Source organism: Streptomyces sp. NPDC043685 (assembly GCF_056436585.1).
The window spans coordinates 151,363-175,724 of the sequence record NZ_JBWKCH010000012.1; the positions used below are offsets into that span (position 1 = coordinate 151,363).

Below are 24,362 nucleotides of genomic sequence, written 5' to 3' on the forward strand. Positions count from 1 at the left end.
GAGTCGGCCGTGGCCTGGAAGCCGGTGTCAGTGGCATGGTGTGCAATGGATCTCGTGCCCGCACTGGAAGAACCCCTGCGCCAGCCGCTGAAGTCGGTGCTCGGCCCCGCCACCGCGAAGGTGATGGCCGAGCACCTCGGCCTGCTCACCGTCGGCGACCTCCTGCACCACTACCCGCGCAGATACGAGGAGCGCGGCCAGCTCACCCACCTCGCCGACCTCCCCATGGACGAGCACGTCACGGTGGTCGCGCAGGTCGCCGACGCCCGCCTGCACACCTTCGCCTCCGCCAAGGCCCCGCGCGGCAAGGGCCAGCGCCTGGAGGTCACGATCACGGACGGCAGCGGCCGGCTCCAACTGGTCTTCTTCGGCGCGGGTGTCCACAAGCCGCACAAGGAACTCCTGCCGGGCACCCGCGCGATGTTCGCGGGCAAGGTCTCCGTCTTCAACCGCCGCCTCCAACTCGCCCACCCGGCATATGAGTTGTTGCGCGGCGATCCGGAGGAGTCCGTCGAGACCTGGGCGGGCGCCCTGATCCCGATCTACCCCGCCACCGCCAAGCTGGAGTCCTGGAAGATCGGCAAGGCGATCCAGACGGTCCTGCCCACCGCCCAGGAGGCCGTCGAGCCGCTCCCGGACACCCTGCGCGAGGGGCGTGGGCTGGTGCCCCTCCCCGAGGCCCTCCTCAAGATCCACCGCCCGCACACCAAGGCCGACATCGAGGACGCCCGCTCCCGCCTCAAGTGGGACGAGGCCTTCGTCCTCCAGGTCGCGCTGGCCCGCCGCCGCCACACGGACGCCCAACTCCCCGCCGTCCCCCGCAAACCCGCCCCCGACGGTCTCCTCGCAGCCTTCGACGCCCGCCTCCCCTTCACCCTCACCGACGGCCAGCAGAGCGTCTCCCGGGAGATCTTCGACGACCTGGCCACCGACCATCCGATGCACCGGCTGTTGCAGGGGGAGGTCGGCTCGGGCAAGGCCCAGCCCCTCGACTCCCTGGTGCTCACCCCCACGGGCTTCCGTCGCATGGGCGACCTGCGGACCGGGGAGGAGGTCGTGGTTCCCGACGGGGAGATCGCGCTGATCGACGGCGTCTTCCCGCAGGGTGAGCGCGAGGTGTGGCGCATCGCTCTGACCGACGGAAGTTCCGTCGAGTGCGATGACGAGCACCTGTGGATCGTCGGCGCCGGTGACGGACGGCCTGGCGATCAGGCGCCGAAGGCCATGACGACTCGGGACATCCGTGCCGACATGTCCGAGGCCGACGGCTCCCCGAAGTGGTACATCCCGGCGGCCAAGCCGGTCGACCTCGGTGGCGACGCGGGGCTGCCCCTGGACCCGTACGTGCTAGGTGTGCTGCTGGGAGGCGGTTCGCTCCGGCACGATCTCCGGCTCTCCACCGACGACGCCGAGACGCTCGCCGCGGTGGAGGCGGCGGTAGCGCCCGCATGCCGGCTGGTACCGGTGAGCGGAGCCCCCCGCGACCACACGATCCAGCTCGTGGAGCCCGGCGGAGACACGCGGAACCCCGTGATCCGGGCGTTGCGTGACCTGGGCCTCTGGGAAGCGACGTCCCACGGCACATACGTCCCCGAGCCGTTCAAGAACGCGCCGGTCAAGGACCGTCTCGCCCTGCTGCAAGGACTCATGGACACGCTCGGCACCGTCGACCCCGACGGCGTGGGCATCTCCCTCCGCCCGGCGTCACGCCGGCTCGCGGAGGACGTCGCCTGGCTCGCGCGTTCTCTCGGCGGCCGGGCACGGGTGCTGCCGGAGACAGGCGCCCACCAGGTGTCGGTGGCCCTGCCCGGCGAGTACGCCCCGTTCCGCCTCACCCGCAAGGCGGCTCGCGTGCGTCCCGGGCCGTCGTACGACACGTTTCGACGGGGCATCCGGGCCGTCGAGTACGTGGGCCGGAAGCCGGTCCAGTGCATCAGCGTCGCCCACCCGAGCCACGCCTACGTCACGGACAACTTCACCGTCACCCACAACACCATGGTCGCCCTGCGCGCCATGCTCGCCGTGGTCGACGCGGGCGGGCAGGCCGCCATGCTCGCGCCCACCGAAGTGCTCGCGCAGCAGCACCACCGGTCCATCGTGGAGATGATGGGCGAGCTGGCCGAGGGCGGCATGCTGGGCGGGGCCGAGCAGGCCACCAAGGTGGTCCTGCTCACCGGTTCCATGGGAGCCGCCGCCCGGCGGCACGCCCTGCTCGACCTCACCACCGGCGAGGCCGGCATCGTCATCGGCACCCACGCGCTGATCGAGGACAAGGTGCAGTTCCACGACCTCGGCCTGGTCGTGGTCGACGAACAGCACCGCTTCGGCGTCGAGCAGCGCGACGCCCTGCGCGGCAAGGGCAAACAGCCCCCGCACCTTCTGGTCATGACGGCCACGCCCATTCCGCGCACGGTCGCGATGACCGTCTTCGGCGACCTGGAGACCTCCGTCCTGGACCAGCTCCCGGCCGGCCGTTCCCCGATCGCCAGCCATGTGGTCCCGGCCGCCGACAAGCCCCACTTCCTGACCCGCGCGTGGGAAAGGGTCCGTGAGGAGGTGGAGAACGGCCACCAGGCGTACGTGGTCTGCCCCCGCATCGGCGACGAGGAGGACGACCCGAAGAAGACCGGCAAGAAGAAGGCCGCGCAGTCCCCGCAGGACGACGCCGAGAAACGCCCGCCGCTCGCGGTCCTCGACGTGGCCGCGCACCTGGCCGAGGGCCCTCTCCAGGGTCTCAAGGTCGAGGTGCTGCACGGCAGGATGCACCCCGACGACAAGGACGCCGTCATGCGCCGCTTCGCCGCCGGCGAGACCCACGTCCTGGTCGCCACGACCGTCATCGAGGTCGGCGTCAACGTCCCCAACGCCACCGCCATGGTGATCATGGACGCGGACCGCTTCGGCGTCTCCCAGCTCCACCAGCTGCGCGGCCGCGTGGGCCGTGGCTCGGCCCCCGGCCTCTGCCTCCTGGTCACCGAGATGCCCGAGGCGAGCCCGGCCCGTCAGCGCCTGGGCGCGGTCGCCGCCACGCTCGACGGTTTTGAACTCTCCCGCATCGACCTGGAGCAACGCCGGGAGGGTGACGTCCTCGGCCAGGCCCAGTCGGGCGCGCGCACCAGCCTGAGGATGCTCGCGGTCATCGAGGACGAGGAGATCATCGCGGAGGCCCGGCAGGAAGCGACGGCGGTGGTGGCCGACGATCCCGAGCTGAGCCGCCTCCCGGCCCTCCGGACGGCTCTGGACGCCCTCTTGGACGAGGAGCGGGAGCAGTACCTGGAAAAGGGGTGACGGTTGTCGCCCCAAGGGGCGCGGGGAACCGCGCGACCAGCCACAATGAACCTGTACCCGCCCACGACCAAGGACCGAAGATGACCCGCGTGATCGCCGGCACAGCCGGCGGACGTCGACTCGCCGTACCCCCCGGCACCGGCACCCGCCCCACCTCCGACCGCGCACGCGAAGGCCTCTTTTCCACCTGGCAGTCCCTCCTCGGCGGCCCCCTGGACGGCGAACGCGTCCTCGACCTCTACGCCGGCTCCGGTGCCGTGGGCCTGGAGGCCCTCTCCCGGGGCGCGGGCCACACCCTCCTCGTCGAGGCCGACGCCAAGGCCGTCCGCACCGTCCGCGAGAACGTGAAGAGCCTCGCCCTGCCCGGCGCCGAGGTCAGGGCGGGCAAAGCGGAACAGATCATCCGCAGCGCACCCCCCGGCGACCCCTACGACCTCGTCTTCCTCGACCCCCCGTACGCCGTCACGGACGACGATCTTCGGGAGATCCTGCTCACACTCCGCACGGAAGGCTGGCTCACCGAAGAAGCCCTCGTCACCGTGGAGCGCAGCACCAGAGGCGGTGAATTCCGGTGGCCCGAGGGTTTCGAGCCCCTCCGGGCCCGTCGTTACGGCGAGGGAACGTTTTGGTACGGTCGCGCCGCCTCTACGTGCGAAGACGCACGATGACCGGACCGGAGAGCGAGGGATCACAAGTGCGCCGCGCCGTCTGTCCCGGGTCGTTCGACCCGATCACCAACGGACATCTCGACATCATTTCCCGCGCCTCCAGGCTGTACGACGAGGTCTACGTCGCGGTGATGATCAACCAGTCCAAGAAGGGCCTGTTCGAGATCGAGGAGCGGATCGACCTGATCCGCCGGGTCACCGCCGAGTACGGCAACGTCCGCGTGGAGGCTTTCCACGGCCTGCTCGTCGACTTCTGCAAGCAGCGCGACATCCCCGCCATCGTCAAGGGCCTGCGCGCGGTCAGCGACTTCGACTACGAGCTCCAGATGGCGCAGATGAACAACGGCCTCTCGGGCGTGGAAACCCTGTTCATCCCCACCAACCCCACCTACAGCTTCCTGTCGTCCTCCCTGGTCAAGGAGGTCGCGACCTGGGGCGGCGACGTCTCGCACCTGGTCCCGGCGGAGGTCCTCCAGCAGCTCACCGAGCGGCTGCGGAAGGACTGAAGCCGCCCGGGGCGCCGCACCGGGGCCTGACTGCCCGTCACCCGGTGTTCCCCGGCGACCCCATGGCCGTACAGTCGTCCCGTCCGTCTCCAACGCATCTGTAGAGAGTGGCGAGCACACGGTGGACGTGCAGAAGAAGCTCGACGAGATCGTCTCCGCGGTCTCCGGCGCCCGGTCCATGCCCATGTCGGCCTCGTGCGTGGTCAACCGCGCCGAACTGCTCGCGATGCTGGAGGAGGTGCGCGCGGCGCTGCCCGACTCCCTCGCCCAGGCCCAGGAGCTGATCGGCGGCCGTGAGGAGATGGTCGAGCAGGCCCGCCAGGAGGCCCAGCGCATCATCGAGAGCGCGCACGCCGAGCGGGGCTCGCTGATCTCCGGCACCGAGATCGCCCGCCGCTCCCAGGCCGAGGCCGACCGCATCCTCGCCGAGGCCCGCCAGGAGGCCGAGGAGATCCGCGCCGAGGCCGACGAGTACGTCGACTCCAAGCTCGCCAACTTCGAGGTCGTCCTCACCAAGACCCTGGGCTCCGTCGGCCGCGGCCGCGAGAAGCTCCTGGGCACCGGCCCCGGCACCGACGAGCAGGGCTACGAGGACGAGGACGCCCCCGAGCGCAGCCACGACCCGCAGACCCAGCGCCGCAGCGCCGACGAATACGTCGACGTCAAGCTCGGCGCCTTCGAGGCGGTCCTCGCCAAGACCCTGGAGGCCGTCGGCCGGGGCCGGCAGAAGCTGCACGGCCGGATCGCCACCGACGACCTCGGCGCCCTCGCCGACGACGCGAGCACCATCCAGCACTCCAGCGACGCCGACTACCTCGCCGACCTGGCCGCCCTCACCGAGCAGCCGACCGCGCCCGCCGAGCGCCCCGCTCAGCGGCAGGACTACGCACAGCCCCAGCCGGCTTACGGCTACGGGGAGCAGGCCGACCCTTACGGCGGCTATCCGCAGCAGCAGGCCTACGCGGATCAGACCGACCCGTACGGCTACCAGCACGCCGATCCCTACGCCTACCAGGGCTACGACCCCCAGCAGGCCGCCTACGACCCGAACCAGTCGCACCAGGCGCAGCAGGAGGACCAGGGCCACCAGGCGCACCAGCAGTACGCCCTCGACGAGACCAGCCTCTTCGACACCGGCATGATCAGCGCCGAGCAGCTGCGGGCCTACGAGCAGGGTCGCGGTCAGGGCTGAGCACCGGATTGGGCCGACAGCGAAAGGTCCAGTATCCTGGCTCTTCGGTCGCGCGTACGTCCGCGATCAACGCTGCCCGGAACACCGAAGGGCGGCGGTTCCACGAGCTCGACAGATCGAAAGCAGGAATGGCTCTGAACGCCCGCCTCGACCACCGCAACCCCCTCGTGTTCGACACGCACGAGCTGGGCCGGCGGCCTGGTGCGCTCCAGCGCCTGACCCGCACGGTCGACGCTCCCCGGGACCTCGGTCTCAAGGAGGTCATCGGAGTGCCGGAAGGCGCCCCGGTGGAGCTCGAACTCCGTCTGGAGTCGGTCATGGAAGGGGTGCTCGTCACAGGCACCGCCCGTGCCACGGCCGAGGGGGAGTGCGTAAGGTGTCTGGAGCCGCTCGAGCAGGAACTCGAAGCGGATTTCCAGGAGATGTTCTCGTACCCTGACGCCGACGACCGGGGCCGCGTGACCGCGGAACCGGGCGACGACGCCGAGGACGACGAGGACAGGCTCTTCCTCGAGGACGGCTTGTTCGACCTCGAGCCCGTGCTGCGTGATGCGGTGGTGCTCGCACTGCCGATGCAGCCGGTGTGCCGGGAAGACTGCCCCGGTCTGTGCGCCGAGTGTGGCGTGCGGCTGGCGGACGACCCGGACCACCACCATGACGCCGTCGACATCCGTTGGGCGGCACTGCAGGGACTCGCCGGCACCATGAAGGACGGCGAGAAGGACGAGATCAGCGGCGCTGACGCGGAAGCGGGCGTCGACGAGAAGCAGGAGAAGTAGCCGTGGCTGTTCCGAAGCGGAAGATGTCGCGCAGCAACACGCGCCACCGCCGGTCGCAGTGGAAGGCTGCGGTCCCCACCCTGGTTGCGTGCGAGCGCTGCCACGAGCCCAAGCAGCAGCACATCGCGTGCCCGTCGTGCGGCACCTACAACAAGCGCCAGGTCCTCGAGGTCTGAGCGGCTGGTGAGAGGCACTGTGTCCACGCCTAAGAACAAGTCTTCCCGTGTGAGCGGGAGTGCTCCGGCGGACAACAACCAGGCCTCGTCCCACACGCTTCTGGAAGGGCGGCTCGGCTACAAGCTCGAGTCCGCCCTTCTGGTGCGCGCACTGACCCACCGGTCGTACGCATACGAGAACGGCGGTCTGCCGACCAACGAGCGCCTGGAGTTCCTCGGGGACTCCGTCCTCGGCCTCGTGGTCACGGACACGCTGTACCGCACCCACCCCGACCTGCCTGAAGGCCAGCTGGCCAAACTGCGGGCCGCGGTGGTCAACTCGCGTGCACTCGCCGAAGTGGGCCGCGGGCTCGACCTGGGCTCCTTCATCCGGCTCGGCCGGGGTGAAGAGGGCACGGGCGGCCGGGACAAGGCGTCCATCCTCGCCGACACCCTTGAAGCGGTGATCGGCGCGGTCTACCTGGACCAGGGTCTGGAATCGGCGGCGGAGCTCGTGCACCGCCTGTTCGACCCCCTGATCGAGAAGTCCTCGAACCTCGGAGCCGGCCTGGACTGGAAGACCAGTCTCCAGGAGCTCACCGCGACCGAGGGGCTCGGCGTGCCCGAGTACCTGGTCACGGAGACCGGCCCCGACCACGAGAAGACCTTCACTGCTGCCGCCCGCGTCGGAGGCGTCTCGTACGGCACCGGCACCGGCCGCAGCAAGAAGGAGGCGGAGCAGCAGGCCGCCGAGTCCGCATGGCGGTCCATCCGGGCCGCGGCGGACGAGCGCGCCAAGGCGGCGAAGGCCGCCGAGGCGACGCAGACGGCAGCCGTGCAGGCCGCCCACACGGCCGTCGACGCCAGCGCCGACGGCTGACCGGCCGCCGCCCGCACCCGGGCGGCGCGCACAGCGCACCCGAGCGCCCGCCCCTGCCCGGGGCGGGCGCTCGCGTCATCCACAGGTTCGTGACGGGGGACCCCATGCCCGAGTTGCCCGAGGTCGAGGTCGTACGGCGCGGAATCGAGCGGTGGGTCGCCCACCGGACGGTCGCCGAGGCCGAGGTGCTGCACCCGCGCGCGGTGCGCCGCCACCTCGCGGGCGCCGATGACTTCGCGCACCGCCTGAAGGGCCACCGCATCGGCGTCCCCGGCCGCCGCGGCAAGTACCTGTGGCTGCCCCTGGAGGACACGGACCAGTCGATCCTGGCCCACCTCGGCATGAGCGGCCAGCTCCTGGTCCAGCCGCACACCGCCCCGGACGAGAAGCACCTGCGCATCCGCGTGCGCTTCACCGACGCGCAGGAGACCGAGCTCCGCTTCGTCGACCAGCGCACGTTCGGCGGCCTCTCGCTGCACGAGAACACCCCGGACGGCCTGCCCGACGTCATCGCGCACATCGCCCGCGACCCGCTGGACCCGCTCTTCGACGACGAGGCCTTCCACCGGGCGCTGCGCCGCAAGCGGTCCACGATCAAGCGGGCGCTGCTCGACCAGTCGCTGATCAGCGGTGTCGGCAACATCTACGCGGACGAGGCGCTGTGGCGCTCGCGCATCCACTACGAGCGCCCGACCGCGACCTTCACGCGCCCGCGCACGCTGCTGCTCCTGGGGCATGTGCGGGACGTGATGAACGCGGCCCTCGCGGTGGGCGGCACCAGCTTCGACAGCCTGTACGTCAACGTCAACGGCGAGTCCGGCTACTTCGACCGGTCCCTGGACGCGTACGGCCGGGAGGGACTGCCCTGCCGGCGCTGTGGCACGCCCATGCGGCGGCGGCCCTGGATGAACCGGTCGAGCTACTTCTGCCCGACGTGCCAGCGGCCGCCGCGGATCACGCCCTAGCGGAGTCGTACCGCTCGCGCGCGGCCAGGACCTCGTCCATGCTGCCCTCCACGAAATGGATCAGGGCGAGCAGCCGCTCGGCCACGGCGCGTCCCAGCGGCGTCAGCTCGTAGTCCACCCGGGGCGGGTTGGTCGGCTGCGCCTCGCGGTGGACCAGGCCGTCGCGCTCCAGGGCGTGCAGCGTCTGGGACAGCATCTTCTCGCTCACCCCGTCGACACGGCGGCGCAGCTCGTTGAAGCGCAGCGAGCCCTCGTACAGGGCGCCGAGCGTGAGACCGCCCCAGCGGCCCGTGATGTGCTCCAGCGTGCCGCGCGAGGGACAGGCCTTGGCGAACACGTTGTACGGGAGGTCGTCGAGGCCCTCCGTGCGCTCCTGGGTGGTGGTCATATGCCCAGCCTACGTCAGCGCAGCGCTAACCGACAGGTTGCACTAACCGAAAGTTAGTGCTTTCCTGTGGTCACCGTTATCGACCTGCCTATCTCAGGAGCGCTCACGTGACCACCCCTGTCGTCTCTCTCGCTTACCACTCCGGCTACGGCCACACCGCCGTCATCGCCGAGGCCGTCCGGGCCGGTGCCGTCGAGGCCGGTGCCGAAGTGCACCTGATCAAGGTCGACGAGATCACCGAGGAGCAGTGGGCGATCCTCGACCGCTCGGACGCCATCGTGTTCGGCTCGCCGACCTACATGGGCACCGCGTCGGGCGCCTTCCACGTCTTCGCGGAGGCCACGTCGAAGCGCTGGGCGACCCAGGCCTGGAAGGACAAGCTGGCCGCGGGCTTCACCAACTCCGCGTCCAAGAGCGGCGACAAGCTGCACACCCTGCAGTACTTCCAGATCCTCGCCGGGCAGCTCGGCATGCACTGGGTCAGCCTCGGTCTGCTCCCGGGATGGAACAGCAGCACCGCCTCCGAGCACGACCTGAACCGTCTCGGGGTCTTCGTGGGCGCGGCCGCCCAGACCAACGCCGACGAGGGTCCGGACGCCGTCCACAAGGCCGACATCGCCACCGCCGAGCACCTGGGCCGCCGGGTGGCGGAGACGGCCAGGGTGTTCCTCAAGGGCCTGGCCGCCGCCTGAGTGTCGTGAGGGGCGTCAGTAGCCGAAGTTCTGCGTCCACCAGGGGCCGCCGGAGCCGAACTCGACACCGACGCCGAGCGTCTTGAAGTCGCAGTTCAGTATGTTCGCGCGGTGGCCGGGGCTGTTCATCCAGGCGTCCATCACGGCCGCGGCGTCGGCCTGGCCGCGCGCGATGTTCTCACCGCCGAGGTTGGATATCCCGGCCTTCTCGGCCCGGTCCCACGGCGTGCGGCCGTCCGGGTCGGTGTGGTCGAAGAAGCCGCGTGCGGCCATGTCCTCGCTGTAGCTCTGGGCCAGGCCGGTCAGGGCGCTGTTGGCGGCGACCGGGCTGCAGCCCACCTTGGCCCGCTCCTCGTTCACGAGGCTGAGGACCTGGGCCGCGGCGGCGGACTCGCCGGACAGGGCGGCGGAGGCGCCGGACTTCCCCGGCGCCTTCGTGGCCGTGCGCGAGGGGGTGTCGGCCGGCTTCTCGCTCGGGGTGGCCGCCGGTGCCTTCTTCTCCGGAGCCTTCTCCCGAGCCTTGTCCGTCTTCTCCGGCTTCTCCGGCGTCTTCGTCGGCGCGGCCGACGACTTCGAGGCGGACGGCGACGGCGAGACCGAACGCTCGGCGTCCCGGCTGGTGGGCGCGTCGTCCCGGCTGTCGGCGCTGCCCGAGGTGCCGCCCTGCTCGATCGGGGAGTTCGTCGGCGTGTCCCCGGCCTGGACCTTGTCGGCCCCGCCGCCCCCGCCGAGCTTGTAGTTGTCGAGGCCGGGCACGGCGCCCGTGGCGACCGCGACCGTGCCGAGGGCGACGGCGGCGGAGACGCCGAGCAGTCCGGAGCGCACCGGCCGGGCGGTCTTCTTGCGGCGGCGGTGCGAGCCCGCGCGCCGGGTGCCGCCGTCGGGGGTGAAACCGTCGCCGGCGAAGCCGTCGGGCGTGAAGCCGTCGCTCGCGAAGCCGTCACCGGCGAAGACGGCCGTGTCGTCGAAGCGGTCGGCCGCGGCGGACGCCTCCGACCCGAACAGGTAGGCCTCGCTCCTGGCGTGGGTGTCGGCGTACGCCTCCGGGTTCAGATAGGGCGCGATGCCCATCGTCGGGGCGTCGTCGGCGCCGGAGCGCAGCGGATCGCGGACCTCCGCGAAGCCGTCGGTGTGGGTGCTCCCCGTGGCGCGGCCCGTGGCGGCGCGGCCGGCGTCCGAGCGTCGGTGGCGTCCCATGTCCTGGCCTTCCTCGTCCTGTCGGTCGACTCGTCCTCGAGATCAACACCAAACTCACTCGATCGTGTGAGTTTCATATGAGATTCGTTGAGGGGGGACGGTACCTCATGGCGCAAGTGGAGGAAGTGCCCGGAGGGAGATTGGGCGGTTAGGTTGCAGTCATGAGCGAGGATGTGCGAATGGTCGCCTGGGTGCGTGGACGCGTCCAAGGTGTGGGTTTCCGCTGGTTCACGCGGGCGAAGGCATTGGAGATCGGCGGCCTGAGTGGCTTTGCTCTCAATTTGGGCGACGGGCGGGTCCAGGTGGTCGCCGAGGGGGGTCGCGAGGGCTGCGAGGGGCTGCTGGAGTGGCTCCGCAGCGACGACACGCCCGGGCGCGTGGACGGCGTCACCGAGATCTGGGACACACCGCGCGGCGGCTACAACGGCTTCGCCGTCCGCTGATCACTCCCGCCGGGCGGCTGCCGAGGCCGCCCGGGAACGGGGTCCTGGCCGCCACCCCGAACGGAAACTTGCTGGTGATTGCCAGAACCGCTTGCCTTGACAGGCTCCGCACGCAAGGATGATCGCCACGCCCCGAGGGCCCCGCAGAAGCCGCAGTACGGCCGTTCCAGGCCGCGCGCGCCCGGGTCGCCCCCCAATACGGGGCGTGATCGTGTTGACCGTCAAACTTTTTGGTGAGACGCTGAAAGCCCCGCGCACCTTAGCTGTTTGGCATGGCTGAACGGCAGCACAACTCCAGGCCCTGCCAAGACTGCGGGTGCGAATCCCTCACGACCCACACCGCAGCGGTCGGTCACGCATTGTGGAGGACCATCCATCATGGCAAAGGCGCTTCTCGGTTACGTCGGCGGCTCCGACCCTCGACTCCTCGCCGAGATGCGACGGCTCCAGCAGCGCGTCCAGGACCTGGAATCCGAGCTCGGACGAATCCAGGCGGAGAACGAAGCGCTGACGGCTGCCGCTTCTCACGACAGGATCATGGAGAGCGTTGACGCACACCAGGCGGAGCCTGCGCTCACCTGATCACTGCACCGCTCCACGAAAGCACAGCAGTGGTTGGGCCGCCCGTCACAACCGCCTAGTTGTCAGAAGTGCAAGGGACGCCCTGTCGGCGTCCCTTCTTTCTTGCCCCCGCATCCTTTCACCGTCTTTAACGTCTGATGTGCCCTGCGCGTTCAGCGGCGAAACCGCGGGTTCATGGAGTGAGACCGACCCGGGCGGTAGAGTCCGGCGGCGTGCACCTCAAGGCCCTGACCCTCCGCGGGTTCAAGTCGTTCGCCTCTGCGACCACCCTCCGGTTCGAGCCGGGGATCACGTGCGTCGTCGGACCGAACGGCTCGGGCAAGTCCAACGTCGTCGACGCGCTCAGCTGGGTCATGGGCGAGCAGGGCGCCAAGTCGCTGCGCGGCGGCAAGATGGAGGACGTCATCTTCGCCGGGACCACCGGCCGCCCCCCACTGGGCCGCGCCGAGGTGTCCCTGACCATCGACAACTCCGACGGGGCCCTGCCCATCGAGTACGCCGAGGTCACCATCACGCGGATCATGTTCCGCAACGGCGGCAGCGAGTACCAGATCAACGGGGACACCTGCCGTCTCCTCGACATCCAGGAACTCCTCTCCGACTCCGGCATCGGCCGCGAGATGCACGTGATCGTCGGGCAGGGCCAGCTCGACTCCGTGCTGCACGCCGATCCCATGGGCCGCCGCGCCTTCATCGAGGAGGCGGCCGGCGTCCTGAAGCATCGCAAGCGCAAGGAGAAGGCGCTGCGGAAACTGGACGCGATGCAGGCCAACCTCGCCCGCGTGCAGGACCTCACCGACGAACTGCGGCGCCAGCTCAAGCCCCTCGGCCGCCAGGCCGCCGTCGCCCGCAGGGCCGCCGTCATCCAGGCCGACCTGCGCGACGCCCGCCTGCGCCTCCTCGCCGACGACCTCGTCCGGCTCCGGGAGGCCCTGGACGCCGAGGTCGCCGACGAGGCCGCGCTGAAGCAGCGCAAGGAGGACGCCGAGCAGCAGTTGCGCAGAGCGCTCCAGCGCGAGGCCCTCCTGGAGGACGAGGTACGGCAGCTCACCCCACGGCTCCAGCGCGCCCAGCAGACCTGGTACGAGCTCTCCCAGCTCGCCGAGCGGGTGCGCGGCACGATCTCGCTCGCCGACGCCCGCGTGAAGAGCGCCACCTCCGCGCCGCCCGAGGAGCGGCGTGGCCGCGACCCCGAGGACATGGAGCGCGAGGCCGCCCGCATCCGTGAGCAGGAGGCCGAGCTGGAGGCCGCCCTGGAAGCGGCTGAACGCGCTCTGGAGGACACGGTCGCCCACCGCGCCGAGCTGGAGCGCGCGCTCACCCAGGAGGAGCGGCGTCTGAAGGACGTCGCCCGCGCCATCGCCGACCGGCGCGAGGGCCTGGCCCGGCTCAGCGGCCAGGTCAACGCCGCCCGTTCCCGTGCGGCCTCCGCCCAGGCCGAGATCGAACGCCTGGCCGCCGCCCGCGACGAGGCGCAGGAACGTGCCGTCACCGCCCAGGAGGAGTACGAGGCCCTCAAGGCCGAGGTCGACGGTCTCGACGCCGGTGACGCGGAACTCGCGGAACGGCACGAGGACGCGAAACAACGGCTCACCGAGGCCGAGGCCGCCCTCACGGCGGCCCGCGAGGAGGCCACGGCGGCGGAGCGGAAACGCGCCGCCACCCAGGCCCGCCACGAGGCCCTCGCCCTCGGCCTGCGCCGCAAGGACGGCACCGGGATACTGCTCGCGGCCAAGGACCGCCTCTCCGGCCTGCTCGGCCCGGCGGCGGAGCTCTTGACGGTGGCCCCGGGCCACGAGATCGCTCTGGCCGCGGCGCTCGGGGCGGCGGCGGACGCGGTCGCGGTGACCAGCCCGTCGTCGGCCGCGGACGCGATCAGGCTCCTGCGCAAACAGGACGGAGGCCGGGCGACTCTGCTCCTGGCGGGTGATGCTCACCCCAGGGGCGCGGGGAACAGCGCGACCGGCCACGACGAACCGGCAGACGTACGGCACACCTACGCCGCGGACCTGGTCCGCGGCCCCTCCGACCTGATGCCGGCCGTCCGCAGGCTCCTGCACGGCATCGTCGTCGTCAGCACCCTCGAGGACGCCGAAGCCCTCGTCTACGCCCACCCCGGCCTCACCGCGGTCACCGCCGAAGGCGACCTCCTGGGCGCCCACTTCGCCCACGGCGGCTCCGCCGGCGCACCCAGCCTCCTCGAAGTGCAGGCTTCCGTCGACGAGGCGGCAGCGGAGCTGGAAGAGCTCGCCGTCCGCTGCGAGGAGCTCACCGAGGCGCAGACCTCCGCCGCGGCGCGCCGCAAGGAATCCGCCGCGCTGGTCGAGGAGCTGGGGGAGCGGCGCCGGGCCGCCGACCGGGAGAAGTCCGCCGTCGCCCAGCAGCTCGGGCGGCTCGCGGGTCAGGCGCGCGGGGCCACCGGCGAGGCGGAGCGCGCCACCGCCGCCGCGGCCCGGGCGCAGGAGGCCCTGGACAAGGCGCTGGAGGAGGTCGAGGAACTCGCCGAGCGGCTCGCCGTGGCCGAGGAGATGCCGATCGAGGAGGAGCCCGACACCTCCGCGCGCGACCGGCTCGCCGCCGACGGTGCCAACGCCCGCCAGACCGAGATGGAGGCCCGCCTCCAGGTCCGTACCCACGAGGAGCGCGTCAAGGGCCTGGCCGGGCGGGCCGACTCGCTGGACCGGGCCGCCCGCGCGGAGCGCGAGGCACGCGCGCGTGCCGAGCAGCGGCGGGCCCGGCTGCGGCACGAGGCGGCCGTCGCCGAGGCCGTCGGCTCGGGTGCCCGGCAACTGCTCGCCCACGTCGAGGTCTCCCTGGCCCGGGCCGACGAGGAGCGCACCGCGGCCGAGGCCGCCAAGGCCCGCCGGGAGCAGGAACTCGTCCGCGCCCGCACCGAAGGGCGCGACCTCAAGGCCGAGCTCGACAAGTTGACGGATTCGGTCCACCGTGGCGAGGTACTCGGCGCCGAGAAGCGGCTGCGCATCGAGCAGCTGGAGACCAAGGCGCTGGAGGAGCTGGGTGTCGAACCGGCCGGGCTGGTGGCGGAGTACGGTCCGCGTCAACTCGTGCCGCCCTCGCCCCCCGCCGAGGGCGAGGAGCTGCCGGAGGACCCGGAGCACCCGCGCAACCGGCCCCGGCCGTATCTCCGGGCCGAGCAGGAGAAGCGCCTGAAGGCGGCCGAGCGTGCCTACCAGCAGCTCGGCAAGGTGAACCCGCTCGCCCTGGAGGAGTTCGCGGCGCTGGAGGAGCGCCACCAGTTCCTCAGCGAGCAGCTGGAGGATCTGAAGAAGACGCGGGCGGACCTTCTGCAGGTGGTGAAGGAGGTCGACGAGCGCGTCGAGCAGGTCTTCACGGAGGCATACCGCGACACGGCCCGGGAGTTCGAGGGCGTCTTCAGCCGGCTGTTCCCCGGTGGTGAGGGGCGGCTGGTGCTGACGGACCCCGGCAACATGCTCACCACGGGCGTGGACGTCGAGGCGCGTCCGCCGGGCAAGAAGGTCAAGCGGCTGTCGCTGCTCTCGGGCGGGGAGCGGTCGCTGACGGCGGTGGCGATGCTCGTGTCGATCTTCAAGGCACGGCCCAGCCCGTTCTACGTCATGGACGAGGTCGAGGCCGCCCTCGACGACACCAACCTCCAGCGGCTCATCCGGATCATGCAGGAGCTCCAGGAAGCCTCCCAGCTGATCGTGATCACCCACCAGAAGCGCACGATGGAGGTCGCCGACGCGCTCTACGGCGTCTCCATGCAGGGCGACGGTGTGTCGAAGGTCATCAGCCAGCGCCTCCGCTAGATGCGTGGCCTGTACACCCGCCTCACCTGCGGCTCCTCCGTGGCTTCAATTCTTGAACACATGGCTCACACATCCCTGCATCGGAATCACAGCAGCCGCCTATTGACTTCGAAACTTGAAGGCATAGTCTCGGCAACGTTCCTTTTACCTTCAGGTACCTTCAGGTGGACCTCGAAGGGCTGACCCCCTCCGGCAGCGTTGCCGGTGGCCCGAGGAGTACACGTGACCAGCACAGCGCAGGCACCCAAGTCCGGAGCCAGAACGGCTCACCCCGATCATCTCGGGCACGTCATCTTCATCGCGGCGGCGGCCGCCATGGGCGGTTTCCTCTTCGGTTACGACAGCTCCGTGATCAACGGTGCCGTCGAGGCCATTCGCGACCGCTACGACGTGGGCTCCGCGGCCCTCGCCCAGGTCATCGCCATCGCCCTCATCGGCTGCGCCATCGGTGCCGCCACCGCCGGCCGCATAGCCGACCGCATCGGCCGCATCCGGTGCATGCAGATCGCCGCTGTGCTCTTCACCATCAGCGCCGTCGGCTCCGCCCTGCCCTTCGCGCTGTGGGACCTCGCCTTCTGGCGGGTCGTCGGCGGCTTCGCCATCGGCATGGCCTCCGTGATCGGCCCGGCCTACATCGCCGAGGTCGCCCCGCCCGCCTACCGCGGCCGGCTCGGCTCCTTCCAGCAGGCCGCGATCGTCATCGGCATCGCCGTCTCGCAGCTGGTCAACTGGGGTCTGCTGAACGCCGCCGACGGTGACCAGCGCGGCAAGCTGATGGGCCTGGAGGCCTGGCAGGTCATGCTCGGCGTCATGGTCGTCCCGGCCGTCCTCTACGGGCTGCTGTCCTTCGCCATCCCCGAGTCCCCGCGCTTCCTCATCTCCGTCGGCAAGCACGAGCGCGCCCGCGAGATCCTCACCGAGGTCGAGGGCAAGGACGTGGACCTCGACGCCCGGGTCGCCGAGATCGAGGGCGCCATGAAGAGCGAGCACCGGTCGAGCTTCAAGGACCTGCTCGGCGGCGGCTTCTTCTTCAAGCCGATCGTCTGGATCGGCATCGGCCTGTCGGTCTTCCAGCAGTTCGTCGGCATCAACGTCGCGTTCTACTACTCCTCGACGCTGTGGCAGTCGGTCGGTGTCGACCCGACGGACTCGTTCTTCTACTCCTTCACCACGTCGATCATCAACATCCTCGGCACCGTGATCGCGATGATCTTCGTCGACCGCGTCGGACGCCGGCCGCTCGCGATCATCGGCTCGGTCGGCATGGTCGTCGGCCTCGCGCTGGAGGCCTGGGCGTTCTCGCACCACCTGGTCGACGGCAAGCTGCCGGCCACGCAGGGCTGGATCGCCCTGATCGCCGCACACATCTTCGTCCTCTTCTTCGCCCTGTCCTGGGGCGTGGTCGTCTGGGTCATGCTCGGCGAGATGTTCCCCAACCGGCTCCGCGCCGCCGCCCTGGGCGTGGCCGCCGCCGCGCAGTGGATCGCCAACTGGGCCATCACCGCGAGCTTCCCGTCGCTGGCCGACTGGAACCTCTCCGCGACGTACGTGATCTACACCGCGTTCGCCGCGCTCTCGATCCCGTTCGTGCTGAAGTTCGTCAAGGAGACGAAGGGCAAGTCCCTGGAGGAGATGGGCTAGGCCCGTCCCGTGTACTCGGGGAGAAGGCCAAAGTCCCCGCTGCCCTCTCCCCGTAACCCGCCACCGCCCCGGTTCGGCCACTGCCCGAGCCGGGGCGGTGGTCCGTCTCGGCAGACGACGAGGCCGGCCCGCTCAGCCCCCCAGGCCCGGCAGCACCCGCTCGCAGAACAGCTGCAGACTCCGCCACCCCTCCTCCACCGGCATGCCGCCCGCCAGCGGATGCACGACATAGGAGTCCAGGCCCAGGGACACACACTGCTCCGGCGCGAGGATCCGGTACACGCCCTCCGCGCGCAGCTCCTCGACCGTCGTCGCGGCCGACCTCACCGCCGAGCGCACCCCGCCCGACTGCCAGGCGGCGTACGTCCGCGCCTCGTGCAGGAAGTGCTGCCCGTACCGCGCCCAGGCCCGGTCCGGGTCCTCGGCCACGTGCAGCAGGGGCGTCTCGGCGGCCGGCATCATCACCCAGCCCTCGGTGCCGTACTCGACGAGCAGCTCCTTGTAGTACGCCTCCAGCTCCGGCAGATGGGCGCTGGGGAAGAAGGGCAGGCCGAGCCGGGCGGCGCGGCGGGCGGCGGCCCGGGACGAGCCGCCGACCAGCAGCAGCGGGTGCGGTTCGGTGCAGGGCCGCGGCGTGACGCGGACCGTGCGGCCCCGGTAGGAGAAGGGCTCGCCCGTCCATGCCTTCGGCAGCGTCTCCAGCAGCTCGTCCTGGAGCCCGCCGCGCCGGGCGAAGTCCACACCGAACAGGTCGTACTCCTCCGGCCGGTACCCGATCCCGGCGACCGTCACCAGCCGTCCGCCGCTCAGCAGGTCCAGCACGGCGATCTCCTCGGCCAGCCGCAGCGGGTCGTGCAGCGGGCCGATGATCGCGGAGACGGTGACCACGATCCGCCGGGTGGCGCCGAAGACGGCTCCCGCGAAGGCGAACGGCGACGGCAGCCAGTTGTTTCCGGCCCCGTGGTGCTCCTCCGTCTGCACGGTGCTCACGCCCCGGTCGTCGGCGTACGCGGCCATTCCAGGGCCGCCCGGTACCGGGCTCCGAGCTCGGCGGGGCCGGCCCCGGGAGCGACGAGGTTGAACCGTACGACCGTGACGGGCATGGGCGTCTCCCTCCGCCGGGCGGGGTGTCGAAAGGACGGTAGCTGACGCGGCGTCAGACAACCAGGGGTGGGGAGTTCGGGCGGCCCTGGGCCTTCCAGGGCGGTGCGAGCAGGGTGACCCGGGGTCCCATGACTGATACTGGACGCGTTATGGACATCGTCATCCTTGCTGTAGTCATCGCCGTGGTCGTGATCGGCGCGCTCGGCGGGCTCGTCGTCGGCAGCCGGCGCAAGAAGCAGCTGCCCCCGCCCCCGCCCGCAGCGCCCGACATCACCGCCCCACCGGCCGAGCCGCACGTCGGCGAAGAGGCCGAGACGCCGCGGGAGGAACCGCGGCGCACGATAGAGGAGGTGGATCTCCCGGACGGCTCGGCTCCGGTCGTAGTCGAGGAGCCGCCCGCCGAAGCGCCCGCGATCGAGATCCCGGAACCCACCGCCGGCCGGCTGGTCCGGCTGCGGAGCCGGCTCTCCCGCTCGCAGAACGCCCTCGGCAAGGGCCTGCTCACCCTGCTCTCGCGTGAGCACCTCGACGAGGACACCTGGGAGGAGATCGAGGACACGCTGCTCACCGCCGACGTCGGTGTGCAGCCCACCCAGGAACTGGTCGACCGGCTGCGCGAGCGCGTGAAGGTGCTCGGCACCCGCACCCCCGAGGAACTGCGCACCTTGCTCCGCGAGGAACTGGTCACGCTGGTGGGCCGCGACATGGACCGGGCGGTGAAGACCGAGCCCGAGGACCGCAAGCCCGGCATCGTGATGGTCGTCGGCGTCAACGGCACCGGCAAGACCACCACCACCGGCAAGCTCGCCCGCGTCCTGGTCGCCGACGGCCAGAGCGTGGTCCTGGGCGCCGCGGACACCTTCCGGGCCGCCGCCGCCGACCAGCTCCAGACCTGGGGCGAGCGCGTGGGCGCCCACACCGTGCGCGGGCCGGAGGGCGGCGACCCCGCCTCCGTGGCCTTCGACGCGGTCAAGGAGGGCAAGGAGATGGGCGCGAACGTCGTGCTCATCGACACCGCCGGCCGCCTGCACACCAAGACCGGCCTCATGGACGAGCTCGGCAAGGTCAAGCGGGTCGTCGAGAAGCAGGCCCCGGTCGACGAGGTGCTGCTCGTCCTGGACGCCACCACCGGCCAGAACGGCCTCGTCCAGGCCCGGGTCTTCGCCGAGGTCGTCAACATCACGGGCATCGTGCTCACCAAGCTCGACGGCACGGCCAAGGGCGGCATCGTGGTCGCCGTCCAGCGTGAGCTGGGCGTCCCGGTCAAGCTCATCGGGCTCGGCGAGGGCGCGGACGATCTCGCGCCGTTCGAGCCGGAGGCGTTCGTTGACGCCCTTATCGGAGAGTGAGCTCGGCACCCGCCGAGGTTTCACCCGCGAAAGCCGCACGTGCACCGCGAAGCGCCCGCCCCGGGGTCCGTCCGGGGTCGGGCGCTTCGCTGTGTGTTCCCTGCCGCGGCTAGGCCCGTGAGCGGTGGGCCACGTACGCCAGCGTGCCCAGCACCAGGCGGGCCTCCGGCGGGCGGGACGCCGAGTCCAGGGCGGGGGAGCGCAGCCAGCGCACCGGGCCCAGGCCGCCCCGGTCGGACGGCGGCGCGGTGATGTGCGTGCCCGGGCCGAGGCCGCGCAGGTCGAGGGAGTCCGGGTCGTCCCAGCCCATGCGGTAGAGCAGACCGGGCAGGTCGGCGGCGGCGCCGGGGGCGACGAAGAAGTGCGCGCGGCCGTCGGGGGTCGCCGCGACCGGGCCGACGGGCAGGCCCATGCGCTCCAGCCGGGCCAGCGCCCGGCAGCCGGCGGGCTCCGCGACCTCGATGACGTCGAACGCCCGGCCCACCGGCAGCATCACCGAGGCGCCGGGGAACTCGCCCCATGTCCCGGTCACGTCGTCCAGGGTGGCCCCGGCGGCGATCACCGGAGCGAAGTCCAGCGGGTGCGCGCCCGGTGCCGGGCAGTCGCCGCGACCGCAGGAGCAGGCACCGGCCGAGGCGCGGGCGCCCGGCACCACGTCCCACCCCCACAGCCCGGTGTACTCGGCCACGGCCGTGCCGTCCGACGCGCGGCCGCGGCGGCGTGAACCGGACCGGATGTCGCGCATGCCCCGGCTGATGCCGATCGTGAAGCCCATGCCCCCTCCAACGGGTCCGTCACGCCGGTGGTTACGCTGCGGACGCGATGCGTGACTCTCTGTTTCCGCCTTCCCGGTGACGGACGGTTCAGTCGGCGCCCGGGTGCGCCCGGGGTGGTGTGCCCGGCGACGCGCGCCCCCGAGTGCATCGCTGCATCCGCTCTTGTTCGTGCTGTGTCAAGTGAATCGCGCCTCGCCGTACAGGAGTTCATTCGATGGGGTGGCGAATGGTGGCGTTTCCGTGTGAGCCGTGGCTGGACGGGTGATCGTAGGATTACTCTGTGTGCACGAGTCCTGGGGGCACATGCACTCGTGGGTATGCCGGAGGCAAGTCGTCATTCCGTTCGATGGGTGACAAGGGCCGGACGGACGGCCGCACTTACCGGCATGCTGATAGGGCTTGGCGCACTTCGGCGACAAGTGGTCTCAGGGATGGGGGCGTTCCAGTGAGCGGCAACGGCGGAAGCGGAACGAACGCTGTGGGCGCGACGCACGCCGACAAGCGCCCGAACGAGCTGCTCACCTCCTGGTTCGTACGCAGCGGCTGGTCCAAGGGCGAGCTCGCCCGCCAGGTCAACCGCAGGGCACGCCAGCTGGGCGCCAACCACATCTCCACGGACACCTCCCGTGTGCGCCGCTGGCTCGACGGCGAGAACCCCCGCGAGCCGATCCCCAGGATCCTGTCCGAGCTGTTCTCCGAGCGCTTCGGCGTCGTCGTCTCCGTCGAGGACCTGGGCCTGCGCACCGCGCGCCAGTCGCCCTCCGCGACCGGCGTCGACCTGCCGTGGACGGGCCCGCAGACCGTGGCCCTGCTCAGCGAGTTCTCGCGCAGCGACCTCATGCTGGCGCGGCGCGGCTTCCTCGGGAGCTCGCTGGTCCTGTCTGCGGGCCCGGCCCTCATCGAGCCCATGCAGCGCTGGCTCGTGCCCTCGCCCCCGGCCCCGCGCTCCGAGCCCGAGCCCGCGGGCGGTTCCGGACGCGCCCGCGGCCGGCTCTCCAAGCCCGAGCTGGACCTCCTGGAGTCCACGACGGTGATGTTCCGCCAGTGGGACGCCCAGTGCGGCGGCGGCCTGCGCCGCAAGGCGGTCGTCGGCCAGCTGCATGAGGTGACGGACCTCCTCCAGGAGCCCCAGCCCGAGTCCACCACGCGGCGGCTGTTCAAGGTCGCCGCCGAACTCGCCGAGCTGGCCGGCTGGATGTCCTACGACATCGGGCTCCAGCCGACCGCGCAGAAGTACTTCGTCCTCGCGCTGCACGCCGCCAAGGAGGCCGGCGACCGGCCGCTGGGCTCGTACGTGCTGTCCAGCATGAGCCGCCAGATGATCCACCTCGGCCGGCCCGACGACGCGCTGGAGCTGATCCACCTCGCGCAGTACGGCAGCCGCGACTGCGCCAGCCCGCGCACCCAGTCGATGCTGTATGCGATGGAGGCCCGCGCCTACGCCAACATGGGGCAGCCCGGCAAGTGCAAGCGGGCGGTGCGGATGGCCGAGGACACCTTCTCCGAGGCCGACGAGTGGGACGAGCCGGACCCCGACTGGATCCGCTTCTTTTCCGAGGCCGAGCTGTACGGCGAGAACTCCCACTCCTACCGCGACCTGGCCTACGTCGCCGGCCGCAGCCCCACGTACGCCTCGCTGGCCGAACCGCTGATGCGGCGGGCCGTGCAGCTCTTCGCCGAGGACGGCGAGCACCAGCGGTCGTACGCACTGAACCTCATCGGCATGGCCACGGTGCACCTGCTCCAGCGCGAGCCCGAGCAGAGCGCGGTCTTCGCCACCGAGGCCATGCAGGTCGCCAAGAAGGTCCGCTCCGAGCGCGTCAACACCCGCATCCGCAAGACCGTGGACACCGCCGCCCGTGACTTCGGCGACCTGGGCGAGGTCGTCGACCTCACCGAGCGGCTCGCCGCCGAACTGCCCGAGACCGCCGAGGCGGTCTGAGCAGCCGCACCACCCCCGGAACCCCGGCCGCGGCCGGCCCTCCCGAACTGCCCGACTCGGCTCCCCCAGCCAGGTCATCGGAAGGCCGACCGCGGCCGGTCTGTGTGCCCCGGGCTGCCTGAGACCGAAGGTTGCGCCACGATAACGATCGGCGCGCCCGTAATCCGGCAGTTCATCGAGGCGTAACACGACACGCGCCTTCGTCACGGCCACGAAACAACGAGGGGCTTCGACCGAAACCGCGCTGCGCCAATCTCGTGGCGCATAACCGGCCCACCCCTCATTCCGCTCGAGGCTTCGCCCGCACGGGGCCGTACCAATGACGAGGAGACGCCGATGGCACCAGCCATCACCCTTGCCGCAGAGGCGCCCAAGCTCTCTGCCGCGAACACAGGGTTCATGCTCATCTGTTCCGCCCTGGTGATGCTCATGACGCCGGGTCTGGCCTTCTTCTACGGAGGCATGGTCCGCGTCAAGAGCACCCTGAACATGCTGATGATGAGCTTCATCAGCCTCGGGATCGTCACCATCCTGTGGGTGCTGTACGGCTTCTCCCTGGCGTTCGGCACCGACTCCGGCAGCCTCATCGGCTGGAACTCCGACTGGGTCGGCCTCGGCAACATCGGCCTGACGGAGCTGTGGCCCGGCTACACGATCCCGGTCTTCGTGTTCCTGGTCTTCCAGCTGATGTTCGCGATCATCACGCCCGCCCTGATCAGCGGCGCCCTCGCGGACCGCGTGAAGTTCAGCGCCTGGGCGCTGTTCATCACCCTGTGGGCCACGGTCGTCTACTTCCCGGTCGCGCACTGGGTCTGGGGCGCCGGCGGCTGGGCCTTCGAGCTGGGCGTCATCGACTTCGCCGGTGGTACGGCCGTGCACATCAACGCGGGCGCCGCGGCGCTCGGCGTGATCCTCGTCATCGGCAAGCGCGTCGGCTTCAAGAAGGACCCGATGCGCCCGCACAGCCTCCCGCTGGTCATGCTCGGCGCCGGTCTGCTGTGGTTCGGCTGGTTCGGATTCAATGCCGGCTCCTGGCTCGGCAACGACGACGGCGTGGGCGCGCTGATGTTCGTCAACACCCAGGTCGCCACCGCCGCCGCCATGCTGGCCTGGCTGATCTACGAGAAGATCCGCCACGGCGCGTTCACCACCCTCGGTGCCGCCTCCGGCGCGGTCGCGGGCCTGGTCGCCATCACCCCGGCCGGCGGCGCGGTCACCCCGCTCGGCTCGATCGCCGTCGGCGCCATCGCCGGTGTGCTGTGCGCCATGGCCGTCGGCCTGAAGTACAAGTTCGGCTACGACGACTCCCTCGACGTCGTCGGCGTCCACCTGGTCGGCGGTGTCCTCGGCTCCCTGCTGATCGGCCTCTTCGCCAGCGGCAAGGGCCAGTCGACGGTCGAGGGCCTCTTCTACGGCGGCGGCCTGACCCAGTTCTGGAAGCAGTGCGCCGGTGTCTTCGCGGTGCTCGCCTACTCCCTGATCGTCTCCGCGATCCTCGCCTTCGTCCTCGACAAGACCATCGGCATGCGGGTCCCCGAGGACGACGAGGTCGCCGGCATCGACCAGGCCGAGCACGCCGAGACCGCATACGACTTCAGCGGCGCCGGTGGCGGTGCCGCCAAGACGGCCGTCACGGCCCCCGTCGCCGCAGCCGCGAGCAAGAAGGTGGACGCATGAAGCTCATCACCGCCGTCGTGAAGCCGCACAGGCTCGACGAGATCAAGGAGGCCCTCCAGGCCTTCGGAGTACACGGCCTGACGGTCACCGAGGCCAGCGGCTACGGTCGTCAGCGGGGCCACACCGAGGTCTACCGCGGCGCCGAGTACACCGTCGACCTGGTCCCCAAGATCCGCATCGAGGTCCTGGTCGAGGACGACGACGCCGAGCAGCTGATCGACGTGGTGGTCAAGGCGGCCCGCACCGGCAAGATCGGTGACGGCAAGGTCTGGTCCATCCCGGTCGAGACGGCCGTACGGGTCAGGACCGGCGAGCGCGGTCCCGACGCGCTCTGAAGGCCTTGGGAC

General features: G+C 71.0%; 20 protein-coding genes and 1 pseudogene. 17 read left to right on the plus strand and 4 right to left on the minus strand.

The genetic code is table 11. The features are described from left to right. The first annotated feature begins 45 nt into the window (after positions 1–45). The 8 genes from AC0665_RS33340 (at position 46) to mutM (ending at position 8,433) form a co-directional block, all read left to right on the plus strand. On the plus strand, positions 46–3,288 hold the full coding sequence (locus tag AC0665_RS33340) for a helicase-related protein (RefSeq protein WP_478706457.1): 3,243 nt from the start codon (positions 46–48) through the stop codon (positions 3,286–3,288). An 80-nt stretch (positions 3,289–3,368) separates the two neighbouring features. Beyond that, entirely contained in the window at positions 3,369–3,956 is a 588-nt protein-coding gene (gene rsmD / locus AC0665_RS33345; protein ID WP_478609040.1) for a 16S rRNA (guanine(966)-N(2))-methyltransferase RsmD, read from the plus strand. Positions 3,957–3,982: 26 nt separating this feature from the next. Beyond that, positions 3,983–4,462: a pantetheine-phosphate adenylyltransferase gene (gene coaD, locus AC0665_RS33350; protein ID WP_363118170.1), complete on the plus strand. Its 480-nt coding sequence runs from the start codon at positions 3,983–3,985 to the stop codon at positions 4,460–4,462. A gap of 121 nt (positions 4,463–4,583) precedes the next feature. Then, positions 4,584–5,654, plus strand: coding sequence for an ATP synthase F0 subunit B (locus AC0665_RS33355; RefSeq protein ID WP_478609042.1), 1,071 nt, complete (start codon positions 4,584–4,586; stop codon positions 5,652–5,654). Between the two features lie 128 nt (positions 5,655–5,782). Continuing rightward, positions 5,783–6,433, plus strand: a complete 651-nt coding sequence (locus AC0665_RS33360) for a YceD family protein (protein ID WP_468413007.1) — start codon at positions 5,783–5,785, stop codon at positions 6,431–6,433. A gap of 2 nt (positions 6,434–6,435) precedes the next feature. Further along, positions 6,436–6,609 carry a 50S ribosomal protein L32 gene (gene rpmF, locus AC0665_RS33365; protein ID WP_003951102.1) on the plus strand — a complete coding sequence of 58 codons (174 nt, stop codon included), beginning with the start codon at positions 6,436–6,438 and terminating at the stop codon, positions 6,607–6,609. Positions 6,610–6,616: 7 nt separating this feature from the next. Beyond that, positions 6,617–7,468, plus strand: coding sequence for a ribonuclease III (gene rnc, locus AC0665_RS33370; RefSeq protein ID WP_468413005.1), 852 nt, complete (start codon positions 6,617–6,619; stop codon positions 7,466–7,468). Positions 7,469–7,572: 104 nt separating this feature from the next. Continuing rightward, positions 7,573–8,433, plus strand: a complete 861-nt coding sequence (gene mutM, locus AC0665_RS33375; protein ID WP_468634059.1) for a bifunctional DNA-formamidopyrimidine glycosylase/DNA-(apurinic or apyrimidinic site) lyase — start codon at positions 7,573–7,575, stop codon at positions 8,431–8,433. Here mutM and AC0665_RS33380 read toward each other — a convergent pair. Beyond that, positions 8,423–8,821: a winged helix-turn-helix transcriptional regulator gene (locus tag AC0665_RS33380; protein WP_468413001.1), complete on the minus strand. Its 399-nt coding sequence runs from the start codon at positions 8,819–8,821 to the stop codon at positions 8,423–8,425. The two genes, mutM and AC0665_RS33380, sit on opposite strands and share 11 nt — an antisense overlap. A 107-nt stretch (positions 8,822–8,928) precedes the next feature. Here AC0665_RS33380 and AC0665_RS33385 point away from each other — a divergent pair, with 107 nt between their 5' ends. Continuing rightward, positions 8,929–9,513 (plus strand): flavodoxin family protein, encoded by a 585-nt coding sequence (locus AC0665_RS33385; protein WP_468412999.1) that lies wholly within the window; start codon positions 8,929–8,931, stop codon positions 9,511–9,513. A 15-nt stretch (positions 9,514–9,528) separates the two neighbouring features. On the opposite strand, the gene AC0665_RS33390 is transcribed toward AC0665_RS33385, so the two are convergent. Further along, positions 9,529–10,710, minus strand: a complete 1,182-nt coding sequence (locus AC0665_RS33390) for a CAP domain-containing protein (RefSeq protein WP_468412997.1) — start codon at positions 10,708–10,710, stop codon at positions 9,529–9,531. Between the two features lie 161 nt (positions 10,711–10,871). Here AC0665_RS33390 and AC0665_RS33395 point away from each other — a divergent pair, with 161 nt between their 5' ends. From AC0665_RS33395 to AC0665_RS33410, 4 genes are all read left to right on the plus strand, one after another. After that, entirely contained in the window at positions 10,872–11,153 is a 282-nt protein-coding gene (locus AC0665_RS33395; protein ID WP_478609047.1) for an acylphosphatase, read from the plus strand. Between the two features lie 378 nt (positions 11,154–11,531). Continuing rightward, entirely contained in the window at positions 11,532–11,735 is a 204-nt protein-coding gene (locus tag AC0665_RS33400) for a hypothetical protein (protein ID WP_030852030.1), read from the plus strand. Positions 11,736–11,947: 212 nt separating this feature from the next. Continuing rightward, a complete protein-coding gene (gene smc / locus AC0665_RS33405; RefSeq protein WP_478706458.1) occupies positions 11,948–15,526 on the plus strand; it encodes a chromosome segregation protein SMC in 3,579 nt (1,192 codons plus the stop codon). A 222-nt stretch (positions 15,527–15,748) separates the two neighbouring features. Further along, positions 15,749–17,167: a sugar porter family MFS transporter gene (locus AC0665_RS33410; RefSeq protein WP_468634051.1), complete on the plus strand. Its 1,419-nt coding sequence runs from the start codon at positions 15,749–15,751 to the stop codon at positions 17,165–17,167. A gap of 132 nt (positions 17,168–17,299) precedes the next feature. Here AC0665_RS33410 and AC0665_RS33415 read toward each other — a convergent pair. Beyond that, positions 17,300–18,270 (minus strand): annotated as a pseudogene (locus AC0665_RS33415) (LLM class flavin-dependent oxidoreductase). Between the two features lie 150 nt (positions 18,271–18,420). Here AC0665_RS33415 and ftsY point away from each other — a divergent pair. Beyond that, positions 18,421–19,620: a signal recognition particle-docking protein FtsY gene (gene ftsY, locus AC0665_RS33420; protein WP_478609053.1), complete on the plus strand. Its 1,200-nt coding sequence runs from the start codon at positions 18,421–18,423 to the stop codon at positions 19,618–19,620. A gap of 109 nt (positions 19,621–19,729) precedes the next feature. Here ftsY and AC0665_RS33425 read toward each other — a convergent pair whose 3' ends face one another. After that, positions 19,730–20,395 carry a bifunctional DNA primase/polymerase gene (locus AC0665_RS33425; protein WP_468412987.1) on the minus strand — a complete coding sequence of 222 codons (666 nt, stop codon included), beginning with the start codon at positions 20,393–20,395 and terminating at the stop codon, positions 19,730–19,732. Between the two features lie 446 nt (positions 20,396–20,841). Between AC0665_RS33425 and nsdA the strand changes: the two genes are divergently transcribed. From nsdA to AC0665_RS33440, 3 genes are all read left to right on the plus strand, one after another. Further along, the gene (gene nsdA, locus AC0665_RS33430; protein ID WP_478706459.1) at positions 20,842–22,338 is read left to right on the plus strand and encodes a transcriptional repressor NsdA; all 1,497 of its coding nucleotides are present in this window, start codon (positions 20,842–20,844) and stop codon (positions 22,336–22,338) included. 336 nt (positions 22,339–22,674) lie between these two features. Next, positions 22,675–24,015: an ammonium transporter gene (locus tag AC0665_RS33435; RefSeq protein ID WP_363118156.1), complete on the plus strand. Its 1,341-nt coding sequence runs from the start codon at positions 22,675–22,677 to the stop codon at positions 24,013–24,015. After that, positions 24,012–24,350: a P-II family nitrogen regulator gene (locus AC0665_RS33440; RefSeq protein ID WP_030231663.1), complete on the plus strand. Its 339-nt coding sequence runs from the start codon at positions 24,012–24,014 to the stop codon at positions 24,348–24,350. The genes AC0665_RS33435 and AC0665_RS33440 overlap by 4 nt, the downstream gene beginning before the upstream one ends. The last annotated feature ends 12 nt before the right edge of the window (positions 24,351–24,362 follow it).